This window comes from Paenibacillus sp. Marseille-P2973 (assembly GCF_018101095.1).
Lineage (GTDB): Bacteria > Bacillota > Bacilli > Paenibacillales > Paenibacillaceae > Fontibacillus > Fontibacillus vini.
This window is the reverse complement of the sequence record NZ_JAGQEH010000006.1, coordinates 36,662-49,567: the sequence shown is the minus strand read 5'-3', so window position 1 is coordinate 49,567 and position 12,906 is coordinate 36,662. Positions and strand designations below refer to the sequence as shown.

Annotated in this window: 10 protein-coding genes; 9 read left to right on the top strand and 1 reads right to left on the bottom strand. The window is 39.2% G+C overall.

From position 1 onward, the window contains the following. Positions 1 to 13: 13 nt before the first annotated feature. On the bottom strand, positions 14 to 2,470 hold the full coding sequence (locus KB559_RS14165; RefSeq protein WP_211022582.1) for an O-antigen ligase family protein: 2,457 nt from the start codon (positions 2,468 to 2,470) through the stop codon (positions 14 to 16). 211 nt (positions 2,471 to 2,681) lie between these two features. Here KB559_RS14165 and KB559_RS14160 point away from each other — a divergent pair, with 211 nt between their 5' ends. From KB559_RS14160 to KB559_RS14120, 9 genes are read left to right on the top strand one after another with little or no spacing between them, the layout of a single operon-like run. Further along, positions 2,682 to 3,866, top strand: a complete 1,185-nt coding sequence (locus tag KB559_RS14160) for a glycosyltransferase family 4 protein (RefSeq protein WP_247681832.1) — start codon at positions 2,682 to 2,684, stop codon at positions 3,864 to 3,866. After that, a complete protein-coding gene (locus KB559_RS14155) occupies positions 3,863 to 4,939 on the top strand; it encodes a mannose-1-phosphate guanylyltransferase (protein ID WP_211022581.1) in 1,077 nt (358 codons plus the stop codon). The genes KB559_RS14160 and KB559_RS14155 overlap by 4 nt, the downstream gene beginning before the upstream one ends. A gap of 36 nt (positions 4,940 to 4,975) precedes the next feature. Next, complete coding sequence (gene gmd / locus KB559_RS14150) at positions 4,976 to 5,941, top strand: GDP-mannose 4,6-dehydratase (protein ID WP_211022580.1); 966 nt, start codon at positions 4,976 to 4,978, stop codon at positions 5,939 to 5,941. Positions 5,942 to 5,954: 13 nt separating this feature from the next. Then, a complete protein-coding gene (locus KB559_RS14145; protein ID WP_211022579.1) occupies positions 5,955 to 6,914 on the top strand; it encodes a GDP-mannose 4,6-dehydratase in 960 nt (319 codons plus the stop codon). A 17-nt stretch (positions 6,915 to 6,931) separates the two neighbouring features. After that, positions 6,932 to 7,681, top strand: a complete 750-nt coding sequence (locus KB559_RS14140; protein ID WP_211022578.1) for an ABC transporter permease — start codon at positions 6,932 to 6,934, stop codon at positions 7,679 to 7,681. Between the two features lie 14 nt (positions 7,682 to 7,695). Further along, positions 7,696 to 8,430 carry a hypothetical protein gene (locus KB559_RS14135; RefSeq protein WP_211022577.1) on the top strand — a complete coding sequence of 245 codons (735 nt, stop codon included), beginning with the start codon at positions 7,696 to 7,698 and terminating at the stop codon, positions 8,428 to 8,430. Further along, positions 8,417 to 10,045, top strand: a complete 1,629-nt coding sequence (locus tag KB559_RS14130; RefSeq protein WP_211022576.1) for an ABC transporter ATP-binding protein — start codon at positions 8,417 to 8,419, stop codon at positions 10,043 to 10,045. The genes KB559_RS14135 and KB559_RS14130 overlap by 14 nt, the downstream gene beginning before the upstream one ends. Further along, positions 10,032 to 11,861, top strand: a complete 1,830-nt coding sequence (locus KB559_RS14125) for a methyltransferase domain-containing protein (protein ID WP_211022575.1) — start codon at positions 10,032 to 10,034, stop codon at positions 11,859 to 11,861. The genes KB559_RS14130 and KB559_RS14125 overlap by 14 nt, the downstream gene beginning before the upstream one ends. Continuing rightward, positions 11,862 to 12,905 (top strand): glycosyltransferase family 4 protein, encoded by a 1,044-nt coding sequence (locus KB559_RS14120; RefSeq protein ID WP_211022574.1) that lies wholly within the window; start codon positions 11,862 to 11,864, stop codon positions 12,903 to 12,905. It begins immediately after the preceding gene. Position 12,906 lies beyond the last annotated feature (1 nt).

The following is a 12,906-nucleotide window of genomic DNA, read 5'->3' as shown; positions in this document are numbered from 1 at the left end:
ATTTAGGTGCTTTTTAAAAGTTAAGCTCAGCAAGCTGTGTAATAGAATCCTTTTCTTGAGGATCCAGTTGGATCAATTGATCGTATACCGCCTGATCTGTGCTTCCGGTCTTCTGTAGAGCTGCCAGGTACCAGCGGGCTATTTCCCGGTTGGTCGGATCATTCAAATCCTGGCTGATGCCTTGCTTGAAAATCTCGGCTGCCTCGGCAGGCTTGTTCATCATGTACTGCATTTTTCCGGCGTTAAGCGCCATAGCTGGAGTTACAGCAAACGGATTCCCTTGGAACTGCCCCTTAGGCAGGTTCTTCAAGTGCTCTACGCCGCGGACCACATGATTATAGGCTTGGAGGCCCGTAGCGAAGTATTTATCTTTTTGATCGACAGCTTGGCTGCCAAGCGCCTGATAACCCAATTCAAAGGATTGGACGATGAGTCTCTCATACCAATCCTGATCATACGTATACCGGTCGGCATTGTCCTTCAGGACATTGTAGGCTTTATCCGCCTCTCCTTTTAGCTGGTACAAGGCAATGAGTTGGTTATACATGTTTTTGTTATAAGCATCCTGTTTGAGCGCGTCCGTAAGCAGCTTCAAGTCTTGATTATAGAATGCTTCTTCTTGGCTTTGTTCATAGGCCGCCTTCAGAAGAACATTGTAATTCAGCACGGCATCGGGCTGGTTACTGCGTTTTTTTAGCGCATCCACAAATGGAGCCTGAATTTCTTCAAAATTGGGGCTGTTTGCCATTAAGCTTCTGCCTTTTTCAATGGCATTATTGGCTTGAATATACCGGATAGATGTAAAGATCAGCACCAGAGCTCCGACAACCAGTACAGCGCTGTATAGAGTACGGAATCCGGACGACATCCACGCAAATCGTTTTACTGGCTTAGTATCCATCGCAGCAGCCATCCCGCCCAATCCCAGAAAGACTAGCATGCCGATAAATACGTAACTCATATTAAAGTCCATTAAACTGTGAATCAGTATGGAAAGCACAATAATAAAGTAAATGAAATAATCGTTGCGCTTGGTCTCGTCGGAATGAATATATCCGCGAATATATTTGTAGAAAATGAAAGCAAGGAATGCGACTAGCACTATAAAGCCTAATACTCCGACTTCAACCAGATACTGCATGATGAAGCTGTGAGCCTGACGGCTGGTGTACGGGTTGTTTTGATACTTTTCATAAAAGGAAGCCCAAGCTCCGCCACCTGCACCAATGACAGGGTAATCTTTGACAACCTTAACGGCATCTTTGTAGAACGTTAAACGTTCGAGTAAACTGTGCTGCTGTAAATTGATATTTTCCAAGCGGTTGCCTATATTTCCTGGAAGAACATTCTTGAGACTAGTCCCGAGAAGTAGGAAGGCCAAAACCACAACGGCTACGACCGAAACGAGCGGCAGCCACAGGCTTGCCAATTTTTTAGCGGCCCAGCGATCAGTACGTTGCTCCAGCCATGGAGCCAAGTATCTTTGAATGATCCAGGCTAACAAGGCCACGACGAGGGAGGCGCCGAGTACATACCCCCAGCCTTTGGCGGGGTTGTTGATTTGCCCCATGTGGAACTGCTGCCCCAGGTCGGTAACAGGTTTAGCAATCACCAAAGTTGCTACGGCAGCAATGAGACAATACAATATCCAAAGTATCTGCTTGGCTGGTTTTAAAAATAAAAGAAGAATGATAAAAACAACCGGCAGGAACATCAATCCACCGCGAGACAGCGTCAGCAGAATCGATACAACTATTGGAACGAGCATAAACCCATGGATTGCGTGACTGTACCATCTTTTTGAACGTGTGATTGCAAATACGGCTACAAAAAAGAAAGCCATCAGGAACGCCGCATACGTATTCGGATATTGGAACACCGAGGCCAGACGCGGACCGATAGCATCTACCCAAACGGCTTGATTATATTGGCCATTAATGACCGTTCCCGTAAACCAGCCGACCATCGCGGAGACGGTCTTGCCTTGGCCGAGCCAATTCAACAACCCGAATAATACAATTATGTAGGCAACTGTAATTATTGTAGTTTCTAGGATGCTATTAGCCCTTTTGTTTTGCAGCAAATAGAGGCCGATGATGAATAACATCGCGTAGAGACATTGAATCAATATCGCATTCATGGCGTAATAATGACTCGCTGCTGAGATCAGCGCCAAAACATAAGTGACTGGAATCAAAACAACCCATACGGCGGTCCAGTCTCTTTGATCCTCTAATTTAACCTTTTTAAAAAACGCCGCCACCCAGGCAATCGACAAAAGACTTCCGATTAATACCGCCCAAAATATCGGTTTCTCAAAGTTCAAGACAAGTCCATTAAACAACCCGGCCTGGAACGGAGCCCATACCAGGAACAAAATCAACCCAACCATCAACACCCACAACGCCGCAGGCAAATTTTCCCCATTTCTCGACGTTGCGGCTTTTTTCCCGTATACTGGATTCGACACGTATTTATCTCCTTTGCTAATAGATACGTTAGTATTTTAGCATAAGGAAAAGGTTCGGGGCTAGATTTCCATCATTCCGTTTAACGTCCAAGATTTGGTGGTGTGCGAAATTAAGAACTTGATTTATAGAATTACATATAAGCTGGCAGTTAAAATAAAGCCTCTTATTACCAGCATAGTTCCTCCCACTGTCAGGCAAAAAGTTAAGAGGATGTTGCTCAAGAAAGCTTTTCCTATCGAAAGGGCTACTTCAACTCAATCTTATGTTACTGGTACAAGGGGCGTTAATCTCTTAGGTTATTCAAGAGCTGAAATGGGAATTGGCGAATCTTGCAGAATTGCAGCCAATAACCTGGAAGCTGCTCATATTCCGTTCGGAATCCTTAATTTCACGGGAACCAATAGCGCTAGAATGGAAGACTTGTCATGGGTTCACAAAGAAATTACTGGACCAAACTATAATATAAACTTGCTTCATGTAAATGCCGAGCAAATGACAGAAATTTATGCGCAATATGGGAACACACTATTCCAAAATAGATATACAATAGGTTATTGGCACTGGGAACTACCTGACTTTCCGGATGAATGGTTGGAGGGATTTAGTTTGGTGGACGAAGTGTGGGTTCCGTCGACATTTGTCGCAGATTCCATCGCTTTAAAGAGTCCGGTTCCGGTGGTGAAAATTCCGCACTCTATCGATGTGAAAATAAAGGATCCACGGAATAGAACCTATTTTCACCTGCCTGAGGATGCATTTCTATTTCTTTCTATGTACGATGTAAAGAGTTATCAGGAGCGAAAGAATCCGAAAGCTGTGGTAGAGGCATTTAAAGCGGCCTTTAGACCGGATGATGCAAGTGTCGGACTTGTCTTGAAGGTGAATAGTTATAGAAGCGGGACGGCTGAACTTAGAGCACTTGACTCCCTTATAGAGGATTATCAAAATATCTATTTAATTACGGACACGATAAGCCGTAATGATATAAATGCATTGCTGAATGTAACAGATTGCTTTGTGTCGTTGCACCGGAGTGAAGGGTTCGGCTTGGGATTGGCGGAAGCGATGTTTCTCGGAAAGCCGGTCATTGGCACAAACTGGTCGTCAAATACTGATTTTATGAATACAAGCAATTCCTGTCCGGTTGATTATAGGCTTATCCAGGTGGGGGATGACTTCGGTCCGTACAAAGCATATCAGCATTGGGCAGATCCAGATATTGAGCAAGCTGCGTTATATATGAAAAGATTAACTGCGGACAAGGAATTCTATCACCGAATTGCCCTTGCCGGTCAAAGAAACATCAAAGAGAACTTTTCGCCGGAATCTGTCGGAAAGCTGATTCAACAACGATTGCAATATATTGAATTATGGAAATTTGGAGGAAGACAATGACTATAACTTGTGTGATCATGGCAGGAGGAAAAGGAGAACGGTTCTGGCCTAAGAGTAGAACAAACCTCCCTAAGCAATTCCTGAACATCTCAGGAAACAAGTCAATGATTCAACAATCCATAGCCCGTTTGGAGAAGCTAATAGATATTAGCCAGATATTTATTGTAACTAATGGGCTATACGCTGAATTAATTAAGGCCCAAATTCCGCATTTACCACATGAGAATATTATTATCGAACCTGTTGGGAGAAACACGGCACCTTGTATCGGTTTAGCTTCCATATTAATTGAAGAACGATTCCCCGACAGTACCATGATTGTATTACCCTCGGACCATATCATTGAAAATGAAGAGGGCTTTATAAAGATTTTGGAAACGGCAGTGGAAGTAGCGCAAGATAATCAAAGCCTAGTTACACTGGGAATTCAACCTGGATACCCGGAAACGGGATACGGATATATCGAAAGTACAGACCAAAAGCAAGTAGTTAATGAGCTAGAGGTCCTTAAGGTAAATAAATTCGTTGAGAAGCCGGATCAAGCTGCCGCGGAGTCCTATTTACAGGCCGGTAACTACTACTGGAATAGCGGGATTTTCGTTTGGAGAACGGAAGTGATCCGTAAATATATCCAGCAGTTAATGCCGGAAATGCATGATATACTGGAAACGATGCGCGCTGCCTTCGGTAACGCAAATTTTGCTGAAGTTATTAAGGATGAATTCATTAAGATGCCTGACCAATCGATTGACTATGGAATTATGGAGAAAGTCGACAATATTTATGTCATCCCTTGTATTTTTGGTTGGGACGATGTCGGCAGTTGGACTGCTTTGGAACGAATTAATGATCTAGATGAGAATGGAAATGTGATCAAAGGGAATATTTTGAACTTGGATACCAAAAGATGCATTATAGAAAGTAATGGAAAACTAATAGCTACTTTAGGCATCGAGGATCTGATTATTGTCGATACCGAAGATGTTACCTTGATATGCAGCAAGGATAAAGCTCAAGAAGTGAAGATGCTGCTCAAGGAATTGAGAATGCAGAAACTGGAGCAGTACCTATAATAAATCTAAGTAGAAGAGAATTGGAGAGATTTGAACATGGCAAAAAGCGCACTGGTAACCGGGATTACAGGACAAGACGGTTCTTACTTGGCAGAACTTTTGTTGGAAAAAGGCTATAAGGTTTATGGTCTTCGTCGTAGAACCAGCACACCGATGATGGAAAATATTGAACACATCAAGAATGAGATTGAATTTATTGAAGGTGACTTGTTAGATCAAGGGTCGCTTATTAATGCGGTTCGAAAATCGAATCCGGATGAAGTTTATAATCTGGCTGCACAATCTTTTGTGGCCACATCCTGGGAACAACCTGTTTTGACTGGTCAGGCGACTGCAATCGGAGTCACAAATATGCTGGAGGCTGTTCGCTTAACGAAACCTGAGGCCAGATTCTATCAAGCTTCCAGTAGTGAAATGTTCGGTAAAGTTGTCGAAACACCGCAGAAGGAAACGACCCCTTTTTATCCGCGTAGCCCTTATGGTGTCGCCAAGGTTTACGGCCACTGGATTACCGTGAACTATCGGGAAAGTTATGACATGTACGCGTGTTCCGGAATCTTGTTTAACCATGAATCGCCGCGTCGCGGAGTCGAATTTGTTACCCGTAAAGTAACGGATGCGGTAGCGAGAATCAAAATGGGACTTCAAAGCGAACTACGCATGGGTAATTTGGATGCCAAAAGAGATTGGGGTTTTGCTGGCGATTATGTTAAAGCCATGTGGCTAATGTTGCAGCAAGACACACCGGATGATTATGTCATTTCAACAGGAGAAACACATACTGTTCATGAGCTAGTTGAAATTGCTTTTGGACATGCAGGGCTGAATTGGAGAGATTATGTTGTTATCGATCCTAAATTTGTTCGCCCGGCTGAGGTTGATTTATTACTTGGGGATAGCTCGAAAGCACAGGAGAAGCTTGGGTGGAAATTGGAAGTTGGTTTTGAAGAATTGGTGAAAATGATGGTGGATAGTGATTTAAAGAAGCTAAACCAAAAGTAAAGGGAAATATACCGTGAAAACTGCTCTGATTACTGGTGTGAATGGATTTGCTGGACGACATTTGGCTCAATTGTTAAAGAGTCAGCGTATTAAAGTTTACGGGACAACAAGAATGACCCCTATAAGCTTTTCCGAGAATTCCATTGATGAATTAATTGTCTCCGATATGGGTAGCAAAGAAGAATGTGTTCAAGTATTAACGACGGCAAAGCCGGACGTTATATTTCACTTGGCTGCTCAGAGCAATGTTAAGGAAGCTTGGGGACAGCCGAGTGACACTTTTTTCTCGAATACGGTTAAAACGATGTACTTATTTGAAGCTGCTAAACAAGTATCCCGTGATATCCGCATTTTAAGCATAGGTTCATCCGAGGAGTATGGTTATTCGAAGCAGATGGAGTTTCCCATAACAGAGGATAGTATGCTTAATCCTACTAATCCGTATGGCGTATCCAAGATGAGTGCGGGGTTAATGGCCAAGCAATTTTTTGAAGGTTTTGGCATGGATATCATTCATGTTAGACCCTTTAATCATATTGGACCAGGCCAGAAAAAGGGATTTGTTGTACCGGATTTCGCTCATCAAATTGTGAATATTGAAAAAGGCAGGCAGAAGCCGGTTATTTCAGTCGGGAATCTTTCCTCTTTAAGAGATTTCACGGATGTAAGAGATATAGTCAATGGATATAGATTAATTGCTGAGAAGGGAATAAAGGGCCAGATTTACAACCTTTGTTCGGGAAAACCGACCGCTATCGAAGACTTGCTATATGCAATGATATCTTTATCTCCTTCGGATATAACAATAGAGGTGGATCCGGATAAACTAAGGCCGGTTGATATTCCAATCTATTATGGAAGCAATGATAAAGTTATAAATCAGACTTCTTGGGAGAGAAAGATAGATCTGAATCGCAGCCTTGAAGATGTTTTAGAGGAAATCAGAAAAGAAGAGTGGTTAGAAAAATTATGAGAAGTGGTACCCTTTATATGATTTGGGATATGGTTAAAAGGGATTTTCGCAATAAATACGCAGGCTCAGTATTCGGATTGTTATGGAATCTTCTGATGCCAATCGCATATATTATTATTTACACTACGGTATTCTCACAACTCATGGCAGCCAAGTTACCGGGAATGACTACTGGTAAATTTGATTATAGCGTTTATTTAAGTTCGGGTATCTTAGCTTGGACCATTTTTAATACAACAATCACCAGGTTTCAAAATGTTTTTATTGAGAATTCGAATATCGTAAAGAAAATATATTTTCCTAAATCCATACTTGTCTTTTCCTTGACGGTTTCTTCGATTATTGAATTGGTCATTAATTACTCTTTGTTATTTTTAGTGTTATTGGGAATTGGTTATGACCTGCATTTTAGTTACATTGCTGTGTTTATAATTATAATTCTGCAACAAATTTTCTGTACAGGCATAGGACTGATCCTTTCTGTCCTTAATGTTCACTTTCGTGACTTAAACCAAATTACATCAATAATTATTCAAGTTTGGTTTTGGCTTACGCCTATCGTATATGTCTTGGATATTTTACCGGATGGATTGAAGAAGACCATGTCATTCAATCCTCTTTATTATTTTATCGAATCTTATCAAACTCTGATTTTGCAGGGGGATATTGTTAATTTTACCAACATATTCTTGATTTCAATCTTTACCTTCCTATTTGGATGGATAGTTTATAAGCGTATGATAAATGAAATATCCGACTTGATTTAAATCTGGAGGGGAACATGGACAAACTTAACTTTAATGAAGAGCAATTGAAAAAGCGGATTCACGATAGAATTTTGTTTAAACTAAATAATTCTTTACCGCTCCAAGCAACTTCTAACCAAAACGATGCTGCGTTGAAACCATTAATTGATAATCATAATATTTTAGAGGTTGAATTCTTTTCTCATCGAAAATTTGCAGGGAAATTTATTGTTTCCACAAAGAAGCTTTTGAGGAAATTGCTTCGCCCGATTTTTATGAAGCAGATTCAATTTAATCAGAAGGTAATCGACCAGTTATATGTTGTTGACCGGCAATTGGTGGATAATGACGCCTCAAGTAAGGAGCTTTTTAAAAGTATATCTGTTGAAATAACCAATGATATTATCGATGAGTGCAAAATAGCACTCCAGGAAGTGGTCAGTTCCAATGTGGAGAGTATCCGGAATTATTATGAAGATGAGCTTCAGACTAGAATCAATGAACAGATAGTGGAGCAGATAAGTATCCGCGAAAGTCAAATGAATGAAAAAATAAATGCAATAAAAATTCAATTATCTAAGGATATAAAAAGTAACCTTTTTAGGGATCTTGCGATATTTGAAGGAAACCATAATAATGAGTTGAATCGATACCATCTGCTTCTGATGGCTTTAAGAGAAAATCCGGAGAATTTGGATCTTGAGGCTGAAGTGTTATCAGCTTTTGAAAGTATGAACAAAAGTGGGTTGAAAACGAATGAGTCTATATAATGCGAGGATAACTCCAGTCGTTGAAGAAACAGAAGTTAATACAACTTCAGGTAGAATGAGCTCAATTTCCTTATTAATTACAAACACGGGTGAGGAAGTGTGGTACGCGTATAATAAAGATCACCCGGTTTTAATAGGCTATCATTATAAAAATGATAAGGGTACTGTTACAGAAGGCATGCGTACTAAATTGCCATATAATATAGCCCCTGGTGAGAGCGTATTAGTAAAATGCAACTATATTGTTTATTCAAAACTCGATTCCATAGACATGGAGTGGGATTTAGTGCGCGAAGGGGATTCCTGGTTCAAATCATATGGATCGGATTCTCTCATTATCGGAGTGAATTTATCTAAGGATTCATCAAATGATGAAGAAAGTGGTATAGATCAGAACTTGGCTATTGTTTGTAAGGGATTGAGTAAAAAGTTTAAATTGTATTCTCAAAATAGCGCTAAATTGATTGAATTATTTACTGCGGGATTAGTTAAAAAACATCAAGAATTTTGGGCTTTGAAAAATCTTTCGTTCGAGGTAAAAAAAGGGGAAACTTACGGGATTATTGGTTTTAATGGTTCCGGAAAAAGTACTTTACTTAGCATCCTTGCTCAAACAAAGCAACATACCCAGGGCGTATTTAAAGTTAACGGCAGAATTGCGGCATTGCTTGAACTAGGAGCGGGATTTCATCCGGAATTAACAGGCAGACAGAATGTTATCTACAATAGTTATTTATATAGCATTCCAAGTCATGAGATAGAAAAAAAGATGGGGGCTATCCAAGAATTTGCCGATATTGGGGAGTTCTTTGATAAACCGGTGAAAAGCTATTCGAGTGGGATGTATGTTAGGTTAGCTTTTTCATTGGCCATTCATGTTGACCCGGATGTCCTTATAATCGATGAGGCTTTGGCAGTCGGGGATGAAGTGTTTCAAAGAAAATGCTATTCGAAATTTGAAGAATTTAAGGCTTTGGGAAAAACAATTATTTTAGTAACACATGATCTGAATGCCGTTAGAGCTTTATGTGACCGGGTGGGCATCATTTATGACGGAAGCTTAATATTCGAGGGTAGTTCAAATGAAGTCGTGAACTATTATCAAAAGATGTCATTGACCGCAAATCTGCAGGTGGCTGAAAAAAGTGAAGAGGACCAGCAAAAGTTGAGATACGGGAATGGTAAAGCGAAGATTGCAGAATATGAGGTATTGGATCAAGCCGGGAAGGAAACAACGGTCTACCGAACAGGAGACAAAATCACCATTCGGCTCAAGGTAAAGGCGAATGACACAATTATAACTCCGGTATTCGGAGTGATTTTTAAAACTATAAATGGAATCGAAGTATTCGGAACAAACTCGAGGCTTCTCAATAGTACTATCGATAAATTGAACAATGGAGACAATGTATGCTACGAGTTGACACTTCCTCTTTATCTAAATGAAGGAAGCTATTTTTTAAGTTTTGGCATTACCGATCAAAGTGGAGGGGACGTAATTACTATCGATCGGATGATAGATACTACGTTTATTAGAGTTATCTCAGAGATACCGTGTTTAGGTCTGGCCAATCTTAACTTAGGAGCTGAATCGAAACATTATGTCACTAAATAATAGTAGACCGTTAATTTATTTTTTTTGTTTTAGTTACAAGGACGAGAAAGATATTGAAGCCATCAAAAAAGAAGCGAAGACTTATTTTAACGAATTCTCAAAAAGCTTTCGTGATTTCGAATACAGGTTTGTTTCATTGGAAAGTGATCTTCAAGATAACGTTGAAATATATGATGAAAATGAAAATGTCTATTACTGGTCTTATAACTTTTCTGAACTGATCTCCAGACATAATCCAGGACTTATCCATATTTTTCATGATGATCTAGATGCGTATCAATTGTTTGAAAGAAATTATGATTCAGATAATAGGGTTACTTTATTTAATGTAACCGGAATGGAGCCCTTGAAGAGAACAGATGAGCAATTTCTTGAACATCTCTCGCACGCCATAGATGTAGGTAATTTGCAAATTATCTGTCAATCGGAGGCTGTTAGGGATAATTTATCTACGTACGGCCTGCGTTCTACTTTTATGAACAATTTTAGCAACATTCAATGGGGAGAAACAAAGAAAAAGAGAAATGACAATTTCACTATAGGATTTGCTTCTTCGCCAATGACTTCTGATACTTGGGTCCAGAGAGGCATGGACTTGATTTTAGAGTTAGCCTCTATTTGCAGGGGCTATACTTTTAAAATTTCCTGGAGATCGAATGATACGGACAAGCTACATCAGGAAATCAAGAAGAGGGAACTTACTAATCTTCATGTGTATGAAGGTTACTTAAATATGGTAGAATTCTATAGCGATATCGACACTATTATTTTGCCATACGTGACTTATGAGAATAATCATTCAAGTCCGTTGTCGCTTATTGAAAGCCTAATACTTGGCATTCCTGCTATTGTTACGAACGTGGTGGGATTAGCTCGATTGGTCGAAACTTACGGCATGGGAGTTGCAGGAGAACCTAATGTCGTTAGTTTAAAAGATTGTATCGAGAAATTAGCCGGAAATTATGATGAGTATTTAAACAATGCTTCTAAATATGGAAGGGAATTGTTTTACTTAAATAGTGAAAATAAGTTGAGGTACTTTAAACTATATAAGAATTTGACTGCTCAAGAAGCTGCGCCAAAACTTGGTGAGTGGAGAAGGATGCTGGAGGAAAAAGGTAAGTATTTAGTCTGTGGAAAAGTTGGGATGAAAGAATATTATAATGATAAATTTATTGCTGAAAATTATGATGAAGATCGGTTTATCGACTATCCCATGAGGACGTATAACAGACTGGAGAAAAGCGCAATTCATTTTTTCATTAAAAACTTTACTCCTGGTTCTAATTTGTCAATTCTTGATATTGCATCAGGTGAGGGGCGAATATTGGAGGAATTGGTTGATTACGGTAAATGCACTGCTGTTGAAAACTCTTCTTTTATGATATCTGTTTCTGCTAAAAAACTTTCAGGTAAAGGAAAGCTAATATATGTAAAGGAAGATATTTTCGATTTTGAAACCACAGAAAAGTTTGATGTCATTACTATATTTAGGTTCATTAGACACTATAACTATAGCGATCGGAAAAAAATATATAAAAAACTATTTGAATCATTGAGTGTTAATGGAATTATTATTTGCGACTTTCCGAATAAGTTAGTTGAGGGCCAATTAAGAAATCGTTATCAATGGCATGTTTTCAATGTATATGACGCATTCTGGCATATGAATGAAATTTTAGATGAATTATCTGACAATGGGTTTAAATTAATTCATAACATTCCTGTAGGGGAACTGCTTTTACCTAGTGATAGAGTCGGCGACTTGATGGAACCACTAGCCAACATCGTTTGTTTCGGGAAGGAAAATAGATAAATGAAGAAAAAAATTGCTATTTGCCATTCTCATGTTCCATTTGTTGAAGGGGGTGCAGAACTCTTAGTTAACTCTTTAAAAAGAGAGTTGGGCAACAGGAACTATTCCGTTGATATTATTCAACTCCCTTTCAAATGGTACCCGAACGAGCAGCTTATTCAAAGCATGATGAACTGGAAATTCATAGATTTATCCGAAAGTAATGGAGAGAAAATAGACCTGGTTATAGGTACGAAATTCCCTTCCTATGGCATAGAACATAAGAATAAAGTTACCTGGTTAGTACATCAATTTAGACAAGTTTATGATTTGCTGGGAACACAATACAGCAATTATGATTATTCTCCTGAGAGTTTGTCGATAAAAGAACTAATAAGTCGATATGATTATAATAGTCTCTCTGATTCAAAAAAAATATATACAATTGCTCAGAATACAACAGATCGGTTAGCCAAATATAACAAAATTGATTCTGAAGTGCTCTATCATCCTCCTAAACATGTTGGTTTATATTATTCTAATAATTTTGATAACTATATACTTTCTGTCGGCAGATTGGACAAACTTAAGAGAGTAGATATATTGATAGAGTCGTTAAAAAGTTCAGACCCTAATGTTAAATGCATAATTGCAGGACAAGGCCCTGAAAGAGAAAATCTTCAACGGCTAGCGGCTAAACTTGGTTTGTCGGATAGGGTGAAATTCCTTGGATTTGTTGAGGACAAGCAATTGCTTGATCTGTACGCGAACTGTTTAGCGGTTTACTTTGCTCCTTATGATGAAGATTATGGATATATCACATTAGAGGCATTCTTATCTTCAAAACCGGTTATTACTTTGGATGATACCGGCGGAGTACTGGAATTTGTTAAAGACGATATTAATGGTTACGTTTCTTCAAACCCCTCACAGATTTCCATGAAAATTGATTATTTGTTTCATAATAAAGAAGTTGCAAAGGAATTCGGAAATACAGGATATGAATCTGTAAAACATATATCTTGGGATCATGTTATAGACCGTTTGACGGAGACAATAAGATAGG